General features: G+C 36.2%; 23 protein-coding genes. 15 read left to right on the top strand and 8 right to left on the bottom strand.

Annotated elements, in window-relative coordinates:
* Window positions 1-126: 126 nt before the first annotated feature.
* The 4 genes from KYH19_RS07965 to KYH19_RS07980 all read left to right on the top strand — a co-directional run bounded on the left by KYH19_RS07965 (window position 127) and on the right by KYH19_RS07980 (window position 3,781).
* Complete coding sequence (locus tag KYH19_RS07965) at window positions 127-2,340, top strand: ATP-binding protein (protein WP_219078259.1); 2,214 nt, start codon at window positions 127-129, stop codon at window positions 2,338-2,340.
* Entirely contained in the window at window positions 2,341-2,760 is a 420-nt protein-coding gene (locus tag KYH19_RS07970; protein WP_132399709.1) for a response regulator, read from the top strand. It abuts the gene before it with no gap.
* Between the two features lie 73 nt (window positions 2,761-2,833).
* A complete protein-coding gene (locus KYH19_RS07975; RefSeq protein ID WP_219078260.1) occupies window positions 2,834-3,418 on the top strand; it encodes a biliverdin-producing heme oxygenase in 585 nt (194 codons plus the stop codon).
* A gap of 183 nt (window positions 3,419-3,601) precedes the next feature.
* A complete protein-coding gene (locus tag KYH19_RS07980; protein ID WP_010602585.1) occupies window positions 3,602-3,781 on the top strand; it encodes a hypothetical protein in 180 nt (59 codons plus the stop codon).
* A 669-nt stretch (window positions 3,782-4,450) separates the two neighbouring features.
* Here the strand turns inward: KYH19_RS07980 and KYH19_RS07985 are convergent.
* Both KYH19_RS07985 and KYH19_RS07990 read right to left on the bottom strand, forming a co-directional pair.
* Window positions 4,451-5,515, bottom strand: a complete 1,065-nt coding sequence (locus tag KYH19_RS07985; protein WP_219078261.1) for an HmuY family protein — start codon at window positions 5,513-5,515, stop codon at window positions 4,451-4,453.
* Window positions 5,516-5,540: 25 nt separating this feature from the next.
* Entirely contained in the window at window positions 5,541-7,613 is a 2,073-nt protein-coding gene (locus tag KYH19_RS07990; RefSeq protein ID WP_219078262.1) for a TonB-dependent siderophore receptor, read from the bottom strand.
* A gap of 102 nt (window positions 7,614-7,715) precedes the next feature.
* On the opposite strand from KYH19_RS07990, the gene KYH19_RS07995 reads away from it, so the two are divergent.
* A complete protein-coding gene (locus KYH19_RS07995) occupies window positions 7,716-8,651 on the top strand; it encodes a helix-turn-helix transcriptional regulator (protein WP_219078263.1) in 936 nt (311 codons plus the stop codon).
* A 21-nt stretch (window positions 8,652-8,672) separates the two neighbouring features.
* Here KYH19_RS07995 and KYH19_RS08000 read toward each other — a convergent pair whose 3' ends face one another.
* The gene (locus tag KYH19_RS08000; protein ID WP_219078264.1) at window positions 8,673-9,689 is read right to left on the bottom strand and encodes a LacI family DNA-binding transcriptional regulator; all 1,017 of its coding nucleotides are present in this window, start codon (window positions 9,687-9,689) and stop codon (window positions 8,673-8,675) included.
* Window positions 9,690-10,102: 413 nt separating this feature from the next.
* Here KYH19_RS08000 and KYH19_RS08005 point away from each other — a divergent pair, with 413 nt between their 5' ends.
* The 8 genes from KYH19_RS08005 (at window position 10,103) to KYH19_RS08040 (ending at window position 16,768) form a co-directional block, all read left to right on the top strand.
* Window positions 10,103-11,197 carry an MBL fold metallo-hydrolase gene (locus KYH19_RS08005; RefSeq protein WP_255562589.1) on the top strand — a complete coding sequence of 365 codons (1,095 nt, stop codon included), beginning with the start codon at window positions 10,103-10,105 and terminating at the stop codon, window positions 11,195-11,197.
* A gap of 52 nt (window positions 11,198-11,249) precedes the next feature.
* Window positions 11,250-11,612: a hypothetical protein gene (locus KYH19_RS08010; protein ID WP_132399729.1), complete on the top strand. Its 363-nt coding sequence runs from the start codon at window positions 11,250-11,252 to the stop codon at window positions 11,610-11,612.
* Between the two features lie 53 nt (window positions 11,613-11,665).
* Window positions 11,666-12,448, top strand: coding sequence for a hypothetical protein (locus tag KYH19_RS08015; protein ID WP_219078266.1), 783 nt, complete (start codon window positions 11,666-11,668; stop codon window positions 12,446-12,448).
* Window positions 12,448-13,377: a tRNA (adenosine(37)-N6)-dimethylallyltransferase MiaA gene (gene miaA / locus KYH19_RS08020; protein ID WP_219078267.1), complete on the top strand. Its 930-nt coding sequence runs from the start codon at window positions 12,448-12,450 to the stop codon at window positions 13,375-13,377. The genes KYH19_RS08015 and miaA overlap by 1 nt, the downstream gene beginning before the upstream one ends.
* 117 nt (window positions 13,378-13,494) lie before the next feature.
* On the top strand, window positions 13,495-14,019 hold the full coding sequence (locus tag KYH19_RS08025) for an outer membrane beta-barrel protein (protein WP_219078268.1): 525 nt from the start codon (window positions 13,495-13,497) through the stop codon (window positions 14,017-14,019).
* Between the two features lie 147 nt (window positions 14,020-14,166).
* Entirely contained in the window at window positions 14,167-14,718 is a 552-nt protein-coding gene (locus KYH19_RS08030; protein WP_132399738.1) for a hypothetical protein, read from the top strand.
* A 96-nt stretch (window positions 14,719-14,814) separates the two neighbouring features.
* Entirely contained in the window at window positions 14,815-15,345 is a 531-nt protein-coding gene (locus KYH19_RS08035) for a DUF3347 domain-containing protein (protein ID WP_132399741.1), read from the top strand.
* Between the two features lie 133 nt (window positions 15,346-15,478).
* Window positions 15,479-16,768, top strand: coding sequence for a citrate synthase (locus KYH19_RS08040; RefSeq protein WP_121287879.1), 1,290 nt, complete (start codon window positions 15,479-15,481; stop codon window positions 16,766-16,768).
* A 70-nt stretch (window positions 16,769-16,838) separates the two neighbouring features.
* Here the strand turns inward: KYH19_RS08040 and KYH19_RS08045 are convergent, their stop codons facing one another.
* From KYH19_RS08045 to KYH19_RS08065, 5 genes are all read right to left on the bottom strand, one after another.
* Window positions 16,839-17,960 carry a DUF3667 domain-containing protein gene (locus KYH19_RS08045; protein ID WP_219078269.1) on the bottom strand — a complete coding sequence of 374 codons (1,122 nt, stop codon included), beginning with the start codon at window positions 17,958-17,960 and terminating at the stop codon, window positions 16,839-16,841.
* A 14-nt stretch (window positions 17,961-17,974) separates the two neighbouring features.
* Entirely contained in the window at window positions 17,975-19,354 is a 1,380-nt protein-coding gene (locus tag KYH19_RS08050) for a nucleoside permease (RefSeq protein WP_219078270.1), read from the bottom strand.
* A 187-nt stretch (window positions 19,355-19,541) separates the two neighbouring features.
* The gene (locus KYH19_RS08055) at window positions 19,542-20,156 is read right to left on the bottom strand and encodes a bifunctional nuclease family protein (protein ID WP_121287882.1); all 615 of its coding nucleotides are present in this window, start codon (window positions 20,154-20,156) and stop codon (window positions 19,542-19,544) included.
* Window positions 20,157-20,211: 55 nt separating this feature from the next.
* On the bottom strand, window positions 20,212-21,180 hold the full coding sequence (locus KYH19_RS08060) for an electron transfer flavoprotein subunit alpha/FixB family protein (RefSeq protein ID WP_219078271.1): 969 nt from the start codon (window positions 21,178-21,180) through the stop codon (window positions 20,212-20,214).
* Window positions 21,181-21,283: 103 nt separating this feature from the next.
* The gene (locus KYH19_RS08065; protein WP_219078272.1) at window positions 21,284-22,021 is read right to left on the bottom strand and encodes an electron transfer flavoprotein subunit beta/FixA family protein; all 738 of its coding nucleotides are present in this window, start codon (window positions 22,019-22,021) and stop codon (window positions 21,284-21,286) included.
* Between the two features lie 131 nt (window positions 22,022-22,152).
* Here KYH19_RS08065 and KYH19_RS08070 point away from each other — a divergent pair, with 131 nt between their 5' ends.
* Window positions 22,153-22,488 (top strand): tetratricopeptide repeat protein, encoded by a 336-nt coding sequence (locus KYH19_RS08070; protein WP_219078273.1) that lies wholly within the window; start codon window positions 22,153-22,155, stop codon window positions 22,486-22,488.
* Window positions 22,489-22,524: 36 nt separating this feature from the next.
* Window positions 22,525-23,742, top strand: coding sequence for a chromate efflux transporter (chrA, locus tag KYH19_RS08075; RefSeq protein ID WP_121287885.1), 1,218 nt, complete (start codon window positions 22,525-22,527; stop codon window positions 23,740-23,742).
* The last annotated feature ends 39 nt before the right edge of the window (window positions 23,743-23,781 follow it).

The raw sequence follows: 23,781 nt of genomic DNA on the forward strand, positions 1-23,781 counted from the left end.
TAAATTGAAACAAATATATAATAAAAAACAAATCTCAAATCCTAATTTATCAAATTATAGACATTCTAAAATATACGCTTTATATTTGTTAATTCGTAAGATTAAATATGCTGCAAAAAAATACATATGACTAAATTTTCTGTAGACCTAACCAATTGTGATAAAGAGCCCATTCACATACCGGGCAAAATTCAATCACATGGTTTCCTCTTGGCTGTTGATAAGAACAGTTCAACCATTACTTATCTGAGTGAAAATACAGGAGATTTCTTAAAAGAGCCAGCCAGGAGCTTATTAAATAAACCACTGTCTGAGATAAATCATTTTATTAAACAACAAGATTCTGCGTTTAACATTGAAGACTTGCTTAAACTGGGTATTATCCGTAAAAGTTTTGATGCCATTAGTCCACATCCTTTGGAGATTAACGGACTTCCATTTTACCTCATTATTTCTTCGTCAAAAAACGACTGGTTATTAGAGTTTGAACCGGTTACGCTGCAGTTCGACATTCAAAGTTCAATTGGCCGTTCAGCTTCATCTATGCTTCAGGGCAAAAATATTTCGGCCTTATTAAAGGGAGCGGCCAAAGAAGTAAAAAGATTGATCAATTACGACCGTATTATGGTCTACAAGTTTTTAGAGGATGGACATGGCGAAGTTGTTGCAGAAGAAAAAGAAGAAACGTTAGAGTCTTTTTTTGGCTTGCATTACCCTGCATCAGATATTCCGAAACAAGCAAGAGAACTATATAAACTGAATTTAACCAGACTAATTGCTGATGTAAATGTAGCCGATTCACCCATTATTACTTTTAAGGAAAACGAAGCACTTGATTTAACAAATGGAGGTTTACGGGCAGTATCACCTATACACATTCAATATTTAAAAAATATGGGTGTTCACTCCAGTTTTAGCATATCCCTGATTTCTCATGGTGAGCTTTGGGGTTTAATTGCCTGCCACAATTATAGTCCAAAGTTTATAGATTATAAGGCAAGAGAAGGTGCGAAGCTAATTGGACAAATTCTTTCTTCAGCTTTGGAATACCGCCAGGAAGAAGAAGATGCAAAAATTATTGAGCAGTTTAAAAGTACGGCGAATATCCTGTCTGAGCATTTAACACGCGATAAATATTTAATTGAGGCTATAACCACCCATAAACGTACTATTTTAGATGCGACCAAAGCATCCGGAGTTGCCGTCATTTTTGAAAATGAACTCAAAACCATTGGCAATGTACCATTAGAAGAAGATATAAGGGAACTTGCTGAATGGTTGAAAACGGCTAACGATGAGTCGATATATTATACCCATCGGCTGTCTGAAATCTATTTTCCAGCTAAAAAATACAAGTCAATCGCCTCTGGCATTCTTTCTAGTCTGATAAATAAAGAACTCGGCGAAATGATCATCTGGTTTAAACCCGAAATGATTACCGATGTAAATTGGGCTGGAAATCCGGATAAATCTGTAGTTGAATCAGAAAATGATTTAATGAGCCTGTCTCCACGCAAATCTTTCGAAATCTGGTCGGAGGTAGTTAATAATACCTCTGAAAAATGGATGGCTGAAGAAGTTGCTTCTGTGTTGAGGATACGCGAAATTATCATTGCCGATATTAATAAAAAGGCGAATGAAATCAGATCACTTAATGAGAAGCTGCAAGCCGCTTATGAAGAACTGGATACGTTTAGCTATACCATATCTCATGATCTGAGAACTCCGCTTACCTCGATTAAAACCTATACAGAGCTAATGCTTAAAAACAAGAGTATAGATGAGGGAGGAAAAAAAATGTTAAGCAGGATTTTAGTCGGGGCTGATAAAATGAACTTATTGATTAAGGAAATTTTAAATTTAGCAAGAGTTGGCCGTTCTGAGATTCATTTTGAAACCGTAAATATGGAATCTTTGCTTAAAGACATCAAAACCGAGGTATGGTCGGCCTATAAAGCAGATCATTCAGTGTTAATTTTAGGACAACTTCCTAACATCAAAGGAGATAAAACTATGATTACACAGGTTTTTACAAATCTGATTGGAAATGCTGTAAAGTACTCTGCTATGGTTGAACAACCCAAAATTGAAGTTTCTGCGTATATAGACGAAGGGGAGATTATCTATTCGGTTAAAGATAATGGTATAGGAATTGATAATCGTTATTATGACAGGGTTTTTGAGCTTTTTAAGCGTATGGATAATGTGAAAGAGATTGAAGGATCAGGAGTGGGCCTGGCTATTGTAAAAAGGATTGTAGAAAAACATCATGGCAGAGTTTGGTTTGAGAGTAAGTTAAATGTAGGATCGACCTTTTTTGTAGCTTTTAAAAACAGATAAATGAAAACACCAGATATATTTTATGTTGAGGATGATATAGATTATGCTTTTTTTATGCAAAGTGCTGTACAGGAAGTTAAGGATACACTGAATTTAACGATAGTTGAAGATGGGGTAGAAGCATTGAAAAAACTTCAGGGTTTTGCAGAAAATAAAACCAAACCTAAATTAATTTTGCTCGATTTGAATTTACCAGGCTTATCTGGTTTGGATTTACTAAAATTTATCCGGGATATTCCCTACCTTAAATCCATACCGGTAATCTTGTTTTCTACATCCGATAATCCGGACGATGTTAAAGCATCAATCGAATTTGGTGCGAATGCGTACCTAACCAAACCCGACGGTTACGATAACTTAGTTAAATGTGTACATTCCGTACACGACTTTTGGTTTAACCAACATTTAAAATTAAATTAAAATTGAATAAAAAATATGGATAGATTCGGGCATTAGTCCGAATCTTTTTTATTTTATAATAAAACTCCCAAATATGATTTCCAATTTATTGAGAACCGAAACTGAACAAAATCATAAAACATTAGAATCCCTGATGTTCGTTAATGAGATTATGAACAATACGTTAAGTACCGATCAGTATAAAAAGTTGTTAACTATTAATTATATCATTCACCAGAAATTAGAAAATACACTTGCAAATAGTTTAGACTCAACTATTGCTGAGCAATTGGGGATGAAGGACCGGTTAAAGCTGGGCGCTTTAGAACAAGACCTAAATTACTGGAATATCAGCACCTTAACCTTACCCGAGTTAAGTTTTGAATTGTTTATTCCTGAAAAAAATATTACAGAAGTTTTAGGTGCATTATATGTGCTGGAAGGGGCAACATTGGGCGGTAACGTCATTAAAAGGCATCTTTTAGCCAATCCTAATTTTAAAAACCACGAGGATGGCCTAAATTATTATGGCGTTTACGGGGAAGAGTTGAGCGCAAGATGGAAAATATTTCTTTCTGTATTAAATGAGCATGTTACTGAGGCAGATTATGAACGCTGTATAAATAGTGCCAACTTTACCTTCAATAACCTGACTAAGCTCTCTGAGCAAATTGCATAAGTGCTAATATTTTATCTTCGAATTGTTAAAAATGTGGCTGCAATAAGTGTAAAGGCATTTTTTTGATTGTGAAAATGTGCAAAACTTATTGCAAATAAATATTTGCTTTCTGTTGTTAATTCAAGGTAAATATGTATTATTGAAAAAAATAAATTTTTTAAACCCTAAAAACATCAATTAGCGATGGAAAAATTCTCAAAAGTTAAAGCTGCTGTTGCTGCTATTGAAGCAGATGTAGAAAAATTTTATAATGCTGGCAACGCAGCTGCTGGTACTCGTGTGCGTAAAGCAATGCAAGATCTTAAAGTTTTAGCACAAGAAATCCGTGCAGAAGTAACTGACAAGAAAAACTCTGGAAAATAATATTTCGTGAGTATGAAACAAAAAGGGTTCTGGTATGCCAGGCCCCTTTTTGCGTTTATAGCATTCGTTAGACTTACGAAGTTTAACCGTAATATGCATGTCAAACTTCGTAAGTCTGCAGCTTCGCACATCTTCACCCTGAGGGGTAATTTATTGTATAAAAATCAATATGAGTGACGTACAATCGTTTCCCTTTTCCTGCTGCTCGGTCTTGCCTCGGCTCGCCGCCGCCGAAGGGCTCTTTCTTTTTGGCATCAAAAAGAAACAAAAACTGCCGGCTGAAAATTTTTCTTTCGAAGCTAGTAGGTTGGCTTGGACAGTGCAGCCCGAAAAATTTGTTAGGCCGGATTTAAGCAGAACGGGGATATCGTGCTATGGCCTAGCTGGACGGAAATACTAAAGCAATTAAAGTGCTGATTAATAATAATTTGCAAATAACGTCAATGGTAACTTGTTTCAGGATCTTAACTAGCTAACGCTAAACACAAATATTAACTTTTCCGCTCTATGCCATGGTATCTATCTTGAGCCAGACTTACGAGGTTTAACAGGCAATATGCATATCAAACCTCGTAAGTCTATGGCTTGGCCCCAAAAAGATAAAGCTCCCCATCGCGGAGAGCTTGTATCCAACTAACAAAACATATTTTTATTAAGCCTTAGCTTATATTATCCTTTTTTTACCAATTTATATTCGATTACTGGTTTACCACGTGTACCGCCATCTCCAGAAATATAGCTTACAAATTTTAACTTGTATACATTTCCTGCGCCATCTTTAATCACATAAAAAACTTTATCATTGACAGCACCTCCTAAACCTTGTTGATTAGGTGAAGTTCTCCATTTAGAACCGATTATATCTCTTGATGCAGAAAAGGTTACACTTGTAAGGTCCGATTCAGAAAATGCGGCATAACTTTTAGTAGAGGTAGCAATTGAAGCTGCTGTTACACCAGCCAAATTATTGATGAAAACCAGGTCTGAAAAAGCATATGGAAGAGTACTAGTCCAATACATGCTGTAACCCCAAACAATATCCCAACTTGCTTTTGCAGGCTCTGAAGTAACAGCTATTCCTTTAACTAAGGAGGTGAATTGGAAACTGGCTTCAGGGTTTTTAGTTACATCCAATGTTTTAAATGTAGTTTCAGTTACTTTAGCATATTGTAAAGTATAGCCTGTTGTGCCTTTTCTGATTATCCTAATTTTATAAAGCTCTTCATTAGCAAGCACTGTTGCGGCTCCACCTTTTCTATTGATGATGTACACTTTATTTTCTGCATCAATCGAAGATATAGCCGCAATAGCAGTTTTATTTAAAATATTTGGTTCTCTACCATCATCAACTATTGTAAAGTTGCCAAGTCCTTGACCAACTTTTAAAGCATTAGGATCAAAATCGGTGATTGTTACAGCGTTTAAGTCTGTTTTATTGATTACTAAAGCAGAAGCTCCATTGCTTGAATTCAAGATTACTTTAAAATCAGTTCCGGAATAAAAACCTAAATCCCAACTATCCCGTTCTATCGAAGTTTGTTTATCTGCACTAAAATCTACATAAACACTATTTCCTGCGGCGCTTCCAGCTTCAGCACCAATTAATCCGTTAAGTGTTAACGTACTTCCATCAGAAGGCGGAGCAATAAAAATGGGTTCATCGGTATCTTTCTTACAAGCCGTAAATGTTATGGCCAGAAAAGCCACGGCAATAATTGAGTTAAGTTTATTCATCTTGTTTTAATTATGTTATTTATTGTTAAAGTTTATTCCAGTTATAAATTAGTCCAAGCACATACGATCGACCATAACTATATGGAACATCACCACCTGTGCTATGCGCTCCGCCGGTAGCGGTTGAAGTATTACTGAGTTGAGTAACATCGAAAAGGTTTTTAATGCCTGCATTAATGGTTACTGATTTAAACAGATTTTTGTTCAGCATTAAATCTGCAGTATGGAAATCACCGATTTTCGTCAGTCTTACTGAGTTGGGATCGTTTTCTATAGTAAGTGTATAGTTTGGTAAGCTCCCTGTATATTTATAAAATAGACTGATACTCCCATTTATTTTCGGAATTGTATAAGTTATATTCGAGTTTACTTCCGTAGCCCATGCAAATTCAGGAGTCTCCAGGTCTGGGTTGCTCACCCTTAAATCATTGTACCGGCCAATATATGATACACCCAGTGTAGCCTGAATATTTTTGTAAATCAATGTATTGTCTAATGTAGCACCTGTCGTTTTATACTTATCTACATTAAATAGTGAGGTTATGGAGTTATCTGTAGGAGACTCGGCAAAATTAATCCTGTTTTTAAACAAATTGTAGAAACCCGATAGCGTAGAACGGAACTGCAAATCTTTTTCATGTACGCCTGCCCAGGCCAGGGAGCCATTAAAACTGTTCGATTCTTCGGCTTTTAAATTGGGATTGCCTAAAATATTATGACTGGCATCTACAAAATCGTAATATAATTCCCTCAAAGCCGGAGAACGAAAACCTTTAGCATAAGCCAGTCTAAGATCTAAATCTTTGGTTAAAGTAAACTTGGTATTTAATGAAGGAATTACAGGAGGGGCATCGTAAATGGAATTTTTAATAAACCTCAATCCTGGTCTAACACTTATTCCACTAGTAAGTTTAATCTCGGCAGAAATAAACGCTGCATAATCATTAATAACCGGCGATCCATTAATTCTCTGTCCACTAGCTGCATCTCTGTTGTATTCGATTCCGGGCTGAAATACAATTGATTTATTCAATACGTAAATTGCAGTCGCCCTAAAAATAGCTGAGTTAAATTTTGCGATATCCTGTTCACCCTTATCTACGCTTAATCGTTCTGTGTTGTTTGTGAAATTATGGATAACGGTATGGGTTGATCGTTGTAAATCGGTGTAACCACCTATAGCCGTGACCTGTAATTTATCATTTACCCTCCATTCAGACTGCAATTGTTGTGTATAACGTTTGGTGGTATAGGTAGACAGTTTTCCTTCGAAGCTTGATGGATTTATTCCAAAACGCGAATCAATATCCTCGTTTAGTCCATCCAAACGATACCATATATTAAAATTTTCATTTCTATAACCGATTTTAGTATTACCAAGCCATTGGTTCTTAGGCTTCCATTGATTTTTATAGCTATTAAATTCTTCTAAAAATGCTGTTTTCGGAGCCATATTCCAGCCACCAAAATCGTTATGTGATACACCAAGCAAAGCACTCCAGCCTTTTTGTTGCCAGCTAATACTTAGATTCTGATTGTGCTGACCTGCACCATGAAGCAGGTTATATTCTTTTCCAGCTGTTTCTTCCTGTACACGCGCATGAATACTCAGCAATTGCTTACCAGGATTTTTGGTTATAATATTAATTACGCCGGCCAAAGCATCGGTACCATACACAACAGACATCGGGCCTTCTACAATTTCGATCCTTTCGATAGTATTAACGTCTATCTGATTTAAACTTTCGCGGGCATCCGATCGGTCTACCATCGGTACACCATCCAGTAAAATTTTAATATTTCTACCAGTCATCCCCATTAAAGAAACATCAGTTGTGCCTAAGGTTAAATCATTACTAAAACGAAAACCGAGTTCGGTATTTAAAATCTGCTGTACATTGGTTGCTGCTCTTAACTTAATCCGTTCTGCACTTATGGTTTTTACATTGTATACCGAATTTCTCAAAGTTTGCGGCCCGTACTGCCCAGTAATCACTACCTCTCTCAAATCATTTGCCTTTACTGTATCCATTTTAATTTCTTGAGCCACAGTTACAAACCCACAAAGCGATAAGGCAATTGATAAATATATCTTCATTTATTTAGACTAATTATAAATAATTATGCAAATTTGTGGATATTCACTAAAAACAGATAACGTTAAACGGATAATTAATACCGCTAAACGGATTAAATCAATATGGAATTTAAACTCTCAACCAATCCGGAAGGAAAAATTATTTATGAACACACCTACCCAGATAATTTTGATGGGGCTAAAGATGTAGAGGAGATTGTAACAGAATTAAAAACAGATGATTTCAACTTCCACATCATCCAAAAATGGTTTAGCGGGATTCACATTTCTATTTTAGACATTGGTTCGCAACGGGAAGAAAGTTTTTGCTTTGAATCTTCCCAACAGCATATTTGCTTTCTATTTTGCCTGAGCGGCACGATTAATTATTGCCATAACCGACACCAACATCATTTTTTATCTCTTGCTAAAAACGAGCAGGACTTTAATATGGGCCTGATTAATTCGATTAAATTTAATGTGGTAGGAAAAACCAAATGCCTTTATATACAGCTCACAAACGAGTATTTCTGCCAGTTAACAGGTGCAGAACTTGCTAATGATCTTAAAAAGAACATCCAGAAATCCATTAGCCCGGAAATTGGTTTAATACTGCAGCAAATTATTTATCCCAGGCACGAAGGTAGGGTAAAACGCCTGTATCTGGAGGCCAGGATATTTGAATTGATTATCGCTTATTTTAATCAAAAACCAAAGAAACAGACAGGCATAATGAAAAAGGATGATGTAGAAAAAATTCTATTGGCCAAAAAATTAGTGGAGTACGATGTACAAAATCCAAATTCTTTAATGGAATTGTCGCGTAAGGTTGGTATTAACGATTTTAAGCTTAAAAGAGGCTTTAAAGAACTAACCGGATATACTGTATTTGGCTATCTTTATAAGATCAGGATGGAAAAAGCTCATTATTTTTTATCAAAGGAAAAGAAAACGGTTAATGAAGTTTCTTTTCTTGTGGGCTATAAAAATGCACAACACTTTATTACTGCCTTTAAAAAGCAGTATAATATTTTGCCGGGAAGTTTAAATAAAAGTTAGTCATTCAGCGCAAAGGTTGGTTTATTCTTTTACCTCGTTTATAATCAAATCAGATTCTACAATGGTATTGTAATAGGCCCGGTTCTCAGAATTTGGACTATGAATAAGATCTAACAAGATATTGGCTGCTTTTTGCCCCTGCAAATATGGATATTGCTCTACCGAAGCTATAGGCGAATTGTCTAAGTAGCTGATAATAGGTAAATTTGAGTAACTCACGATATCATAATCATTAATTACATTTAATTTTTTAAAGTGTCTGATTAGAAACAGCGCCACATAATCATTAAAAACAACGATAGCAGTCGGTTTTCTTTTGTGGTTTAAAAACTGTGCGGCAGCATCTATTGTACCTTGTTCGGTTAAATCGCAGTTTACCACTAAAGATGGATCGAATTTTAAGCGGTTAAAAGCAATTGCCCGCATATAGCCATCTTTGCGCTCCTCACTCGCATATAAGGTGCTCGGTCCATTAATCATTCCAATGCTTCTGTGTCCCTTTTTCAAAAGATAGTTTACAGCCTTTACTGTTGCACTTTCTAAACTGCACGCAACGTAATGCACGTTTTTTAATGGCGGTATCCGGTCAAAAAATACGACTGGTATATTAAAAGAATTAAGTTTTTCGAAATGATCGAACCTGGAAGTTTCTTTACTGATGGAAACCAATAAACCATCTACCCGCTGATTTTTCATTTTTTCAACGAGCTTTACTTCCTGCTCATAATGATCGTGCGATTGAGCAAAAATCACGGTATAATTTTTCTTAATAGCTTCATCTTCAATTGCAGAAATAGCGACGGAGAAAAAATATTCTGATAGCTCCGGTAAAATTACGCCAATAGTATATGTTTTCCCTTTTTGAAAAAGAATTGCCGCATTATTAGGCTCATAGTTTAACGACTTCGCCAGCTGTTTAATTTTCTCTTTGGTAACCGCCCCAATGCTCGGATGATCATGTAATCCCCTTGAAACACTGGATGGAGAAATGTTTAAGATTCTGGCTATTTCTTTGATGGTTGTTGGTTTCGACTGCATTCTGAGTGCTAAACTACATTAAATTTCTTCGGTATGTAATAATACAAATTAATCAAACGTTTGCGATGTCTTTTTCTCATTCTTTCCGCTGTTATAAAAGCCTGTTTAAAATTAAATAAATTTATTTCGTATGTCAGTCTGAGCGCAGTCGAAGACCATTTCAACACATTAATAAAGCAATCGACTACGCTCAGGGTGACAGCAAAAGGCCATTAATATTTGTTATACAAATCTAAACAGGCTCTAAATATCAATCTTTTTCAAAGTATAAATTAAGGTTAGTTATACAATAATGGCGTAGCCAGTCGGTGAACTGCTCTTTAAAATCCTTAACCGTAATCCATACGTCAAATATCCATGGCATGTTATTTTTATAAAAGCATATTCATACTTTGCCTGAATTAATAAATAACATGATCACCTTATATATTGTACTCGTTCTCTTTATTGCATTTTTAGTCATTATAAATCTTCCGGTTTTTGGGCGTTTGCCAAAAGGATTAAGATTGGAAAAAATCCGCCACCTGGCTAATTATCGTGATGGTGCCTTGCAAAACGAGTCGTTAACGCCCATGCAACCTGAAGGGGTTAGTTTTTTTAAGGTTTTGAGCGCATTCCTTTTCGAAAAACACCCGAATAAGGCTCCGGATAAAGCGCTTCCATATATTTTACCCGACTTAAACGGCACTCCAAAAAGCGATGCTCCCGAAATTATCTGGTTTGGACATTCTTCTTATCTGATTAAAATAGCTGGCTTGAGAATTCTGGTTGATCCTATATTTAGCAAAACCCCTTCTCCATTTTCATTTATCGGGAGTAAGGCTTTTTTAGGCACCGACGTAATAAAAGCAGAGGAATTTAAAAATATCGATCTCCTGATCATCACACACGACCATTATGATCACCTCGATTATGATAGTATTTTAAAAATTGCACCACAAGTTAAAAGCATTGTTACTTCATTGGGAGTAGGTTCACATCTGGAGCGATGGGGAATTAAGAAAGAAAACATAAATGAACTAAGCTGGAACGAATCAATAACATTATTTAACAACTTACAATTAACAGCTGTTCCGGCGAGACATTTTACCGGGAGAAAGTTTAAAAGAAATCAAACGCTTTGGTCGGCCTTTGTACTGAAAACTGCAAACTGCCAACTATTTTTAGGTGGTGATTCTGGATATGATACACATTTCGCCAAAATAGGTGAGGAGTTTGGTCCATTTGATTTAGCCTTGCTCGAGTGTGGGCAATACAATGCCTATTGGCCTTACATCCACATGTTTCCGGAACAAACGGTGCAGGCGGCAATCGATTTAAAAGCAAAAGTTTTAATGCCAGTGCATTGGGGTAAGTTTAGCTTAGCCATGCATCCCTGGAACGAACCTATTAAAAGAGTTGTTTTAGCGGCTGCAGCGAAACAGCTTCCTTTAGTGACTCCAAAATTGGGTGAAACCATAATTTTAAACGAATATTTACCAACGGAAAATTGGTGGCTGACAGAATAAAAATTAAACAATAGTTGTACTATGGTGTTTAATTCTAAAATCAAATACAATTATGAAAACTGATCTTGTTGAAATTTTTCAGACCATTAGAGCCGGAATACAGCCTTACGCCACCCGCGGATATACGGTACACGAAAATTCGGAAAGCGGGTATGATCTATACAGCGAAAAAAATATTGAATTAAACGGTGAAAAAGTGACTGAACGCTTTTTTACAGGTGTTTATATTAACGGTGATGCTGTAGAAGTTAAAATCAATACAGATGAATTTTCTGCAGAAAATCATGATTTATATGATTTTGGTGATAATAAAGCGGGTTTTAAAATTTCGACCCTTGATGATGCCAAATTAAAAGAAGTAGAAACTTTAGTTGAGATTATCCATACGAACTTTAAAGAAAAAGAATGGATTTAACAATCTGATGGTTAAATTTGCAGCAGATAATTTTTCTGAATAAATTCTGCTGATTGAATAATTTAATTTCCGAGGATAACTGGCACCATCAATTTAGTTTAGCACTTGCTCATCACAAAATTGGCTGTTTTTTTTATTTAGAAGATGGATTTCAGTTATTACGGATTGATGATAAACTCATCATCAACCTCGTCAGTTTAAATAATAAGTTCAATTCGCAGGCGCTCATTAAGCTACAAGAAAGTTATCATCAGGAAGGCACTAAACTCATTCACTTATGGGAAGACCTTTGGCTATCAAAACAAGATCAGGTTTTAGCGAGAATAAAATCCCTGATTGGTGAAAATATCCGCATTCATGGCAGGAAAACCAAAGTATTCAAAATTACCAAACCCGTTGCTGATTCTTTTTTAATCGAAAATCACTTGCAGGGATCTGTAAGCAGCCGCTATAAAATTGGTTTATTTGAAAAAGATGAACTTGTGGCTGTTGCTACCTTTTCTGCATTGCGCAAAATGAATCATTCCGAAAATTATAAATCTGCAGAGCTGATCAGGTTTGCTGTTAAAGCAGGTTATTCCATTACCGGCGGATTAAGTAAATTGATTTCCTTTTTCGCTGCAACTTATAAACCTAATGACTTGATGACTTATGCAGATCTGGACTGGTCGGCGGGAGAGGCTTATATCAAATTGGGTTTCAGGCAAACCGCGGTTTTGGAACCTCAGATTTACAGATTAGATGAAAATCTAAATCGTCAGCTTAAAAAAGACCAGGAGGTTTTTGCACAAGAAGTGTTTAATACAGGAAGTTTAAAGTTTATTCTCCAATTTTAATGGATCATCACAATCTCATCATTATTTTAGGGGCCACTGCCTCTGGCAAAACTAAACTGGCCGTAAGCATAGCGGATGTTTTAAATGGAGAAATTATTAGTGCTGATAGCCGACAGGTATTTAAACGAATGGATATTGGCACAGGGAAAGACCTGCAAGAATATCATATTAACGGAAAAAACATCCCTTATCATTTAATTGATATTTTAGCACCTGGAGAACGTTATCATGTAGACGCTTTTAAAAACGACTTCTATCAGGCCTTTGAAGCTATAACACAAAAAAACAAAATACCTATACTTTGTGGCGGAACAGGAATGTATATCCACAGCCTTTTGCAAAATCAAGCTTTTACCGCTATTCCGGTAAATCAACAGTTTAGAGATCAACTAAATTTATTATCGAAAGAGGAATTGATTTTAAAATTGCAACATGATAAAAACCAGGGCACCAATCATGTTGATCTATCTTCTAAAAAGAGATTGATCCGCGCATTAGAAGTAGCAGATTATTTAAAATATCACACACTGGAAGTTGTAGAGCGGCCCGAAGTTAAACCCATTATTTTTGGATTAAAAAATGAAGTGGAAATAACACGTGCCAAAATCCTGGCAAGGCTTGATCAAAGATTTAAGGCAGGCTTAATTGAAGAGGTAGAGCAATTGATTAAAGAAGGCATTAGTAAAGAAATGCTGGTTTTCTATGGATTGGAATATAAATTCATTGTGAATTACCTGGATAGCTTATTCACTTTTGATGAGCTAAAGCTGAGACTTGGCATTGCCATTTGTCAATACGCCAAAAGACAAAATACATTTTTCAGGAAAATGGAAAAGGACAATGTGGAGATTATCTGGCTGGATGCATCAGCACCTGCAAACCTGTTACAACATCAAATTCTGGAAAAAGTTTCAGTAAAACTCAATTAAAGATTATTGGTCATTTTAACGTTGCTTTATCCATTAAAAACAGCGAAAAAGCCGTTTTGGCACAGCCTTTGTATTTGTTGATGCATATTAGTTTAACTCAAAAACAATAATATTAAAATGAAAACAATTACTAAAATTATTGCTACCTCAGCAGCTGTCGTGGCTTTATTCTTTACTACAAATGCTAATGCGCAATCTTCTCCAAAATTAGGAATAGGAATTATCGGTGGTATACCTACTAGTGATGGATACAATGTAGCCCTTGGTGCTGATATACGTTATCAGTTTGATATCGATAAACAATTATCAATCCCTGTAACTGCTGGTTATACCCGTTTCTTAGCTAAGGATATTACTGTGGGTAATATCACAGTTGATGGTGTAGACTTTGGTTATATTCCTGTAAAAGCTGGCGTTAAATATTTCTTTAATGATTCAGGTGCAGGTGCTTATGGTCTTGCAGAGCTAGGTGCTGGTTTCGGTACTAATGAAGGTAGCGGTACATCATTTGTATATTCACCAGCTGTTGGTTATGCATGGAGTAACGGTTTAGATTTAGGTCTTAAATATGAAGGTTTAGCTAGAAATGGTACTAGCACTGGTTATGTTGGCCTACGTTTAGCTTACGGATTCAACTTATAATCATTCCGCTAAATAATATTGAAAAGCCCCAACCTTGGTTGGGGCTTTTTTTATTTCATAACATTCTGAAAAACATGAAAATCCAGCATTGATATTTTAACGTATATAAGTTAAATCCTTAATTAATAACTTAAAATATCATTTAAAATGAAAACAGCTACTAAACTTTTTGCAACGACCTTAACAGCTCTTGCTATTTTAACCACCTCTAATTTAAAAGCGCAAACTATGGGTTCCACCGAGCCAATGACTACAGGAAGCGGAATGGCTTTCAAAATCGGCGTAGGTGTAAATGCCGGATTATTTCCAGATCGTTCGGAAATGGATTATGGTTATGGTGCAGATGTAAAACTTCAGTATGATTTAAGCCCTTATGTAGCCGTTACAGCTTCTGGCGGTTATACCCGTTTGAAATGGAAAGGTAGCCCCTTAAAATTCGAATTCATTCCGGTAATGGGCGGTGTTAGGGTATTCCCAATTGAAAGGATGTACCTGGCTACGGAACTTGGTTCGGGTCTGGCTATCAAAGATGGTGCTAATATGAACTTTATTTATACCGGTGGTTTAGGTTACGAATGGAAAAACGGCCTTGATCTTGGTGTAAAATATGAAGGTTATGTAAACAACAGCGCTTCGGATCTTTACTTCATGAAAACAGGACAATTTAACCTGAGGCTAGCCTATAATTTTAAATTATAATTCAAACATCATATAATTTTGGAGTCCCGACGAAAGTCGGGACTTTTTTATTTATTTACCATTTAAATTGCTATTTTGAGCCGAAAACCAAATACCATGAAAAGAATATTCGGAATAGCCGTACTTACCATTCTAATGGCCTGCAACCAGGCAGAAAAAAAATCTACAGAAACTAAAGATTCAATAAAAACGGATTCAGTATCGGTTAAAAATGAGGTTTCTATAAAAGACAAGCAGAAATCTGAAATCTTTAACCAGTATGTAGATTTAAAAAATGCACTGGTAAAATCAGATTCTGCCAGTACACAAAAAACTGCAGCAAAGTTACAAATGAGTTTGGCAGCCTATAAAGGTTGCGAGCCTACTGCAGCTGTTGCAGGCAAAATCGCTGCAAGCAACAATCTCGTTTCGCAAAGAAAAGATTTCACGGTTTTAAGTGCTGATTTAATCGCTTTACTTAAAAATGCAGAAATAGAAAAAGGCACTATATATGTTCAGCATTGCCCTATGGCGAATAAAGGAGACGGAGGTGATTGGTTATCAACTGAAAAGGAAATTAGAAACCCTTATTATGGTGACGAAATGTTAGAATGCGGTAGAGTTGCCGAAGAGATTAAAGCAAAATAAGGTGCTAAAACAGGTTTAATTAAGCATGATTGTTACTTCATTTTGACTAATTATTCATATTAATTTAACAGATTTGTTATGCATGTATATTAATTTTATATAATTTAGAAAGCTATAAACATAATACAATAATATGTCAGATATTGCAGAGATAAAAGTTGATGGTAAGACAATAGAATTGCCAGTAATTACAGGAACAGAAGATGAAAAGGCCATTGATATTTCGAAATTAAGAGATCTAACGGGCTTCGTAACTTTAGATACTGGTTTTAAAAATACTGGTTCTACAAAAAGTAAAATCACTTTTTTAGATGGTGAAAAAGGCATTTTAAAATATAGGGGATATTCTATTGAAGAGCTTGCCGCAAAGTCGAGTTTTTTAGAAGTGATTTATCTGATCATTTACGGAGATCTTCCAACACAAAAACAACTGGAAGATTTACAGGCTGATATCAGCAAGCACACCCTGATCCATGAGGACATGAAGAAATTCTTTGATGGTTATCCATCAAGATCTCATCCAATGGGTCAATTGGGTTCGTTAATCTTCTCATTATCTACATTCTATCCTGAATGTTTGAAACCAAATCAGACCGCAGAAGAACAAGATTTAACCATTATCAAACTTTTGGCTAAATTTCCAACCATTGTTTCTTTTGTTTATAAAAAATCATTAGGTCATCCACTTATTTATCCAAAAAATAAATACGATTATGTAACCAATTTCCTTTGGATGACATTTGGGCAACGTACTGAAGATTATGATGTAAATCCGATTGTTGTTAATGCGATGAATAAATTGCTGATCCTGCACGCAGATCACGAGCAAAATTGTTCAGCGTCTACGGTTCGTATTGTAGGTTCTTCTGATTGTAATTTATATGCTTCAATCGCTGCTGGTATTGCTGCACTTTGGGGACCATTACATGGTGGTGCTAACCAGGCTGTGATCGATATGTTAGAACTGATTAAAGCTGATGGTGGTGATACAGAGAAGTGGATTGCAAAAGCGAAAGACAAAAATGATCCGTTCCGCATGATGGGCTTTGGTCACCGTGTTTACAAAAACTTCGATCCAAGAGCTAAAATCATTAAAAAAGCTTGTGATGATATCTTAGAAAACTTAGGTATTGATGATCCTATTTTAGAAATTGCTAAAAAACTGGAAGAAGCAGCTTTAACTGATCAATACTTCATCGACCGTAAGCTATATCCGAATGTAGATTTCTATTCAGGTATTATTTACCGCGCATTAGGTTTTCCATCAGAAATGTTTACCGTTCTATTTGCTTTAGGCCGTTTACCAGGATGGATTGCTCAATGGAAAGAAATGCACGAGAATAAGGAACCGATTGGTCGCCCTCGTCAGATTTACGTTGGTGAAACGGATAGGGAATTCGTTGATATTAAAAACAGAAAATAACTCCAGTTATAATTACATAAAAAAAGCTTCCGAAAATTCAGAAGCTTTTTTTATGCCTGGTTATTTCCAGCTAGGTGGCAACGTAATAAATTAGATTCAACATGAGCATTTCAGTTAATTTAAACGCAATAGCGTAAAGAATAAAAATCATTATCATTTTGCCAATTACTTTTTTACGCTGATAGAATATTTTTAATGCATTAAACATATACCAGCAAATCCAGACGATAATAGCAAGCCCAATTATATTGGATATTATAGAATCTTCGCCGAATATGTACTTTATGAATGGTTTTGTGAAAATCGACACAATGAAGTAGGCTGTCATTCCATGTATCGTAAATATCAGGTGATCAAGATAGTAAATGTGATTTTTCCTGAAGTTCCACATAATAAACAGCGCAAGTAAAGGCATCAGCAAAAAATATTGTTTCGGCCTGTTGTGCTCTAAAGTTTCCTGTATAACTTCAGATTTTTGGCCAATTGTTATAGAGCGTTTTGTAGCCATTCGTTTAAACCAATTGTCTCTTTCAATTAAAGGCAATGTGTTTTGTCTCGATAGGTAAGCATCATAGGTTGAGTCATTTCTATCATTATGAATGGTACTAAATCTTTTAATAACTTTTTCCAGAGAATCTGATTTATTGGCTTTTTGTTGTTTCTTCAAATCAACTAAAACAATAGCTTGTTCTTTAAAGCCTAAGGTTTTAAAAGTACTTCTGTCTAAATCTTCTTTAATTTCTGCTTTAACTTTGTTTGCAATACCCGGAGCTTTTCCTAAAATACCTGCTTTTTCGAGTTTACTGTTAACAGTATCTAAAGTGGCCTTTTGCTGAACTCTTGTCTTTGTATCGATATGCTCTTCGTTATTAGCGCTATGCTCAGGAGAATAGGCCACTAAAAAGTAAACGATTGATACAAAAATATACATGCTTACCGGATTAATGTACCGGGCTCTTTTGCCAGCCAAATAATCTAGCGTAACTTTCCCTGGCTTTGTTAAAAGAGGAGAGAGGGTTTGAAAGAATTTATTGTCGAAATGAAAGTAATGCGCAATACTGTGGCTGATAAAAGCCCAGAAACTTTCTTTTAATTCTAAATTTGGCTGACCGCAATCACTGCAATAATGTTTTTCAACATGAGCGCCACAGTTTAGGCAGTTGTGTTCTTTTCTATACTTACCAGCTGACATTGGATAAATTGAAATTATAAATGATTAATGGCTTCTACTTCTGCCCGGGTATGTTTATGTTTAAATATCACCACAAAAACGACTGCAATAACCAGGACGTAAATGGTAAAAGTTAACCAGATGTTATGCCAGTCCTTTACATCAAGGGCTCTGCTCAGATCTCCGTTAGGCAATACATCAATTCCTTTATTTTTAAGAAATTTAAGCAAGTGTACATTGTCTTGCTCACTTTTAACATATTTGGAGAGCGAACCGATGGTATGGTAGTAAGTGGTAAAAAAGCGGCTAATCATCCAGCCTGAAACCAAACTGCCAAACACGGCACCAAAGCCATTGGTCATCATCATAAATAAACCTTGTGCAGAAGAACGGATTTTTGGTGCAGTTGATGTTTCAACAAACAGTGATCCTGAAATGTTAAAGAAATCGAATGCCATTCCGTAAACGATACATGAAGTAATAATCATCCAGAGATTGGTTGAAGGATCGCCATAGGCGAATAAACCAAAACGCAGTACCCAGGCAAACATGGCAATTGCAATTACCCATTTAATACCAAATCTTTTCAAAAAGAAAGGAATGGCCAGGATAAAAAGTGTTTCTGATACTTGTGAGATCGATAAAATGATGGTAGAATATTTTATTACAAATGACTCTGCAAAAACGGGGAATAATTTAAATTCATCCAGAAAAACATCACCATAAGCATTTGTTAGTTGCAATGCCGCTCCTAAAAACATAGAGAAGATAAAAAACAAAGCCATTTTGTAATCGGTAAAAAGCTTAAAAGATTCGAGCCCGAGTTTCTGTGCAAATGTTTTTTTATCGCTGATTAAGTTTAAAGGCTTACAGGCAGGTAACGTGAAAGAGTATGCACCAAGCATTAAGGCACTTATACCTGCAATGTAGAATTGGTTGGCACTTGCCTTATTACCCGTTAAATTGGTAATCCACATGGCAGCAATAAAACCAATGGTACCCCAAACCCTGATGGGCGGAAAGTCTTTTATTACATCGAAATTTCCATTTTTTAAGGTGGTGTAACTTATCGAATTGCTCAGCGCTATGGTTGGCATGTAAAAACACATGGCTACCAATATTACCCAAAAAAAAGTGTGCGGATCATTCACCTGCGGCAGGTAAAACATGGTTGCTGCGTAAAGAAGATGCAAAATCGCATAAAGTTTTTCTGCGTTAATCCATTTATCCGCTAAAATGCCAGTTAGGGTAGGCATAAACAGCGAGGCGATGCCCATGGTAGAAAAAATGATTCCAAAATCTGCGCCGTCCCATTGTTTGGTTCCAAACCAATAATTTGCAATTGTAATTAACCAGGCAGCCCATACAAAGAATTGCATGAAACTCATTATAGTTAAGCGAAACTTAACATTCATAATAATAATTTAGTTTGAATGATTGAAAGTAAAAGCTGAATATAGAACTATTTTGAATGATAATCCAAAATGAACCTAAATTATTTAAAATAATCTGGCTCATTTTAGAATTTAGCTTTTATGGAGGGTAATTGAGAAAAAGATTCCGGCAAATTTTGAGCGAATAAACGTTTTAGATCCGCCAAAACTAAGATGTTCCACGTTTATTCAATTCATCTCTTAATCTTGCGGCCTTTTCATAGGCTTCTTCAGCAATGGCTTCCTGTAATTTTTGTTGAAGTTCTTCTAATGTAAAATCGCCAAAACCCTGTTGCTGGGTTGAGGTTGGCATGCTATCAGCTTCTGGTTCTTTAGCAATTGAATCCATGTTTTCAAGAAAAAGAAAATCATTACCTTCTATCACGATTCCGGCAGAAGCCAAAATAAATTCGTAAGTGTAAATCATGGCATTAAACCGAACGGCCAAAGCAATAGCATCAGATGTTCTGGCGTCAACTTCATGTGTGTTTTTACCATCGCTACAGATTAACTTTGCATAAAAAACACCATCAACCAGATTATAGATAATAATTTCTTTGATATTAATATGAAAAGTATCAGCCATTGATTTGAATAAATCATGTGTTAATGGCCTACTAGGAGTCATTTTCTCAATTTCTATGGCAATGGCCTGCGCTTCAAATGCACCAATAATAATCGGCAAGCGGCGGCGTCCATTTACTTCTCCTAAAACAAGGGCATAAGCACCAGATTGAGTCTGGCTGTAAGATAAACCTACAATATCTAATTTAACTTTTTTCATATTTGTTTTCCAAACCCCGCAGGTTTTTAAAACTGCGGGGTTTAAAGGTTTATTTTTATCCTTTATGTGCTTTTAATGCTTCAATTAATTTTGGTACAACCTCAAAAGCATCACCAACAATACCATAATCAGCCACTTTGAAGAAAGGAGCTTCCGGATCTTTGTTGATTACAACAATCACTTTTGATGAACTAACACCTGCCAAATGCTGGATCGCGCCAGAGATACCAATAGCGATATAAAGGTTAGGGCTAATCGCAATCCCGGTTTGACCAACGTGTTCTGAGTGTGGTCTCCAGTCTGCATCCGATACCGGTTTAGAACATGCAGTAGCAGCGCCCAACAAGCCAGCTAATTCTTCGATCATGCCCCAGTTTTCTGGTCCTTTTAAACCTCTGCCAGCCGAAACCACTAATTCTGCATCAGGTAGCGAAACTTTATCAGTTGCCCTCACAATCTCTTTAATAACTGTTGCTAAATCAGATTGTTTAATATCAGCACTGAAGGCTTCTATTGCAGCATCTGTAGCATTTTCTTTAACGCCAAATGCATTTGGATTTAAGGCAATTACTTTATTGGCCGATGTTAATTCGGTAATGGCGAATGCCTTACCTGAGAAAGCCGTTTTCTTAACCGAGAATTTACCATCAGTACTTGGTAATTCTACTGCGCCATCAGCTAATCCCGCTTTAAGTTTTACTGCAATACGCGGCGCTAAACCTTTACCAGAGAAAGAGTTAGATAAAACGATAATATCAGCACTTTCTTTTTCAGCTGCAGCAGCAATAACGCTTGCATAAGCCTGATTTACAAAGGTTTTTAATTGATCAGCATTTACATTTAATACTTTTGATGCACCATATTTACCTAATTCCTTTAATTCACTTTCGGCCACATCGCCAATAGAAATTGCGGTTAAATGAGTTGATTGTTGATCGGCAATGGCTTTGGCATAAGAAACGGCTTCAAAAACAGATTTCTTAAATTTTCCCTCAGCTTGTTCTACATATACTAATACTGACATATATTTACCCTTAATCCCCTAAAGGGGCTATTTTTTATAATTAATTATTATTTATTAATCTCTGCAATACCAGGCAACTGGAAATTGCTAACTGCCTTACTGGTTAGATTACTTTAGCTTCGCTGTGAAGTAAGCTAATTAACGATTCTGTTTGATCGGCAGGAATTAATTTTACCGTTCCACGAGGAGCAGGAGTTTCATACCTGGTTACTTTGGCTACTTCTTCAGTTGCAACAGCATCCACCACAGTCAATGGTTTAGTTCTGGCGCTCATGATACCACGCATAGTCGGAATTTTAGGTTCTGCCACACCTTCAGCGCAACTTGCAATAAACTTACCAGAAACGGTTAAAACTTCTTTACCACCTTCAATCTCTCTTTCAATTGTTGCAGTATCGCCATCAAGAGTTAACTTTTTAATAATTGATATTGAAGGGATGTCTAAAAATTCGCCAACCATAGCAGCAACCTGATTACCGTTATAATCGATAGATTCGCGGCCTGTTAAAATCAGATCAAAATCTTTATCCTTTGCATATTCTGCAATCTGTTTAGCCACGAAATAAGCATCTCTTGGCGCTGCATTTACCCTAACTGCATCATCGGCACCAATGGCCAGTGCTTTCCTGATGGTTGGATCGTTGGCTGCCTCGCCAACATTGATCGCAGTTACGGTTCCTTTTCCACCTTCGGTTAACTCAATTGCACGTGATAAAGCGATTTCATCGTATGGATTAACAATATATTGCACTCCCGCCGTATTGAATTCGGTATTATCATTAGTAAAAGTTATTTTTGTCGTCGTGTCTGGCACGTTACTGATACAAACTAATATTTTCATATGTTAATAGTGGTTTTTATTGCTATGAACGTTCTGGAACTAAAATTGTTTAGCTGCTGATCGGTTCATATATGATATCATTATTATATAAGGTCTTTCTGCAAATTTAATTAAAAAAGCAAGGAAATAAAATGTCATCCACCCGTTTAAGCAAGTTATTAGAATTTTTAGAAAGCGATCCTAACGATCCGTTTATACTATATGCCTTAGCCACAGAGTATAACGCTCAAAATGACAAAGAAAAAGCCTATTCTTTTTACCTTCAGTTAACTGATAAACATCCTGATTATGTAGGTACTTATTATCATTTAGGCAAGTTATTGGAAAAAGATGACCAAAAAGAGAAAGCAATCGAAATTTATCAGAAGGGGATGCAAGTGGCCCGAAATAAAAGAGATATGCATGCTTTTTCAGAATTACAGGGTGCTTACAATACAGCCTCCGGATTAGATTATGAAGACGACTAGTTCAGTTAACAGTTATTAATTTTCAGTTTTGAACTAATGCAAACAAAACCTATAGCTGCAAAAAAACAGTGGTTATTTATTAGGAACGTAATCTTTTTTACATTCACCTCTTTTGGCGGGGCGCAGGCGCACCTGGCTTTGCTGCTTAAATATTTTGTTCAGAGCACCAAATTTATTTCGGAAGAAGAGCTCCTGGAGTTAAATGCACTGGCACAGGTACTCCCCGGACCAGCATCTACGCAAACCCTCGTTGGAATAGCCTGGAAGGTCGGAAAACTTAAACTGGCTATCATCACTTTCCTGATCTGGATATTGCCCACTGCGACCATCATGACTTTTGCAGCCATTAGTTATGCTTTGCTTGATCAAAAACAAAAGTTTAATGATATTTTAGAATACATCCAGCCAATTGCACTGGGGATAGTAGCTTATGGCGCATGGAAACTGGGCAAAAAGGTTTTATCCTCTCAGGTTTCTATATTTCTGGCCATTGCTTCAGTTATTGCCACACTAGTTTTAAGAAATGCTTACGTATTTCCATTATCCATATTGATCGGAGGAATGATTTCTTCCGCTATCGAAACACCAAAAGAGGAAACCGAGTTAAGGGTTAAACTTTTTTCAAATATCAATCCCAAAAAACTAATTTACTTTTTAGGTGCTTTGCTTTTGTTTGCATTAGTAGGTGCAATTATAAACAGAACCTCGCCTTTTAGTTTACCGATTCGTTTGCTCGAAAACTTTTACCGTAACGGAATATTGGTTTTTGGCGGCGGACAGGTACTTGTGCCTTTAATGTTTACCGAGTTTGTAGAGATGAAACATTATTTGCCTTCATCTGGATTTTTATCGGGCTTTGCATTACAACAAGCTTTACCTGGTCCAACATTTTCTTTTACCAGTTATTTAGGTGCATTAAGCATGAAGAATTTTGGATACGGATTATGGGGACAGATTTTAGGAGGATTAATTGGGGTGATCGGTATTAACTTACCTGGACTTATCCTTGTTTTATTTATTGTACCCTTCTGGGATGATTTAAAAAAGATCTCCAGAATCCGTCATAGCCTTTCCGGAATCAATGCCGTTAGTGTTGGTTTTATTATTGCTGCTTTTGTGCTGCTGTTAATACCAATGGGTTTTAACTGGCTATTTTTAGGGATTATGGCCGCTACATTTCTGTTGCTTAATTTCACTAAGATAAGTCCGCCATTAATTGTACTGGCTGGAATCCTGGTTGGATATTTATTTTAAATGCCATACTAACTAACAGATTGCGGTCTGGCTAATAGA

This window comes from Pedobacter sp. D749 (assembly GCF_019317285.1).
GTDB lineage: Bacteria > Bacteroidota > Bacteroidia > Sphingobacteriales > Sphingobacteriaceae > Pedobacter.

Coding starts and splice junctions, on each gene's coding strand:
- KYH19_RS07965 (WP_219078259.1), top strand. CDS start 127: ATGACTAAATTTTCTGTAGACCTAACCAATTGTGATAAAGAGCCCATT.
- KYH19_RS07970 (WP_132399709.1), top strand. CDS start 2,341: ATGAAAACACCAGATATATTTTATGTTGAGGATGATATAGATTATGCT.
- KYH19_RS07975 (WP_219078260.1), top strand. CDS start 2,834: ATGATTTCCAATTTATTGAGAACCGAAACTGAACAAAATCATAAAACA.
- KYH19_RS07980 (WP_010602585.1), top strand. CDS start 3,602: ATGGAAAAATTCTCAAAAGTTAAAGCTGCTGTTGCTGCTATTGAAGCA.
- KYH19_RS07985 (WP_219078261.1), bottom strand. CDS start 5,515: ATGAATAAACTTAACTCAATTATTGCCGTGGCTTTTCTGGCCATAACA.
- KYH19_RS07990 (WP_219078262.1), bottom strand. CDS start 7,613: ATGAAGATATATTTATCAATTGCCTTATCGCTTTGTGGGTTTGTAACT.
- KYH19_RS07995 (WP_219078263.1), top strand. CDS start 7,716: ATGGAATTTAAACTCTCAACCAATCCGGAAGGAAAAATTATTTATGAA.
- KYH19_RS08000 (WP_219078264.1), bottom strand. CDS start 9,689: ATGCAGTCGAAACCAACAACCATCAAAGAAATAGCCAGAATCTTAAAC.
- KYH19_RS08005 (WP_255562589.1), top strand. CDS start 10,103: ATGATCACCTTATATATTGTACTCGTTCTCTTTATTGCATTTTTAGTC.
- KYH19_RS08010 (WP_132399729.1), top strand. CDS start 11,250: ATGAAAACTGATCTTGTTGAAATTTTTCAGACCATTAGAGCCGGAATA.
- miaA (WP_219078267.1), top strand. CDS start 12,448: ATGGATCATCACAATCTCATCATTATTTTAGGGGCCACTGCCTCTGGC.
- KYH19_RS08025 (WP_219078268.1), top strand. CDS start 13,495: ATGAAAACAATTACTAAAATTATTGCTACCTCAGCAGCTGTCGTGGCT.
- KYH19_RS08030 (WP_132399738.1), top strand. CDS start 14,167: ATGAAAACAGCTACTAAACTTTTTGCAACGACCTTAACAGCTCTTGCT.
- KYH19_RS08035 (WP_132399741.1), top strand. CDS start 14,815: ATGAAAAGAATATTCGGAATAGCCGTACTTACCATTCTAATGGCCTGC.
- KYH19_RS08040 (WP_121287879.1), top strand. CDS start 15,479: ATGTCAGATATTGCAGAGATAAAAGTTGATGGTAAGACAATAGAATTG.
- KYH19_RS08045 (WP_219078269.1), bottom strand. CDS start 17,960: ATGTCAGCTGGTAAGTATAGAAAAGAACACAACTGCCTAAACTGTGGC.
- KYH19_RS08050 (WP_219078270.1), bottom strand. CDS start 19,354: ATGAATGTTAAGTTTCGCTTAACTATAATGAGTTTCATGCAATTCTTT.
- KYH19_RS08055 (WP_121287882.1), bottom strand. CDS start 20,156: ATGAAAAAAGTTAAATTAGATATTGTAGGTTTATCTTACAGCCAGACT.
- KYH19_RS08060 (WP_219078271.1), bottom strand. CDS start 21,180: ATGTCAGTATTAGTATATGTAGAACAAGCTGAGGGAAAATTTAAGAAA.
- KYH19_RS08065 (WP_219078272.1), bottom strand. CDS start 22,021: ATGAAAATATTAGTTTGTATCAGTAACGTGCCAGACACGACGACAAAA.
- KYH19_RS08070 (WP_219078273.1), top strand. CDS start 22,153: ATGTCATCCACCCGTTTAAGCAAGTTATTAGAATTTTTAGAAAGCGAT.
- chrA (WP_121287885.1), top strand. CDS start 22,525: ATGCAAACAAAACCTATAGCTGCAAAAAAACAGTGGTTATTTATTAGG.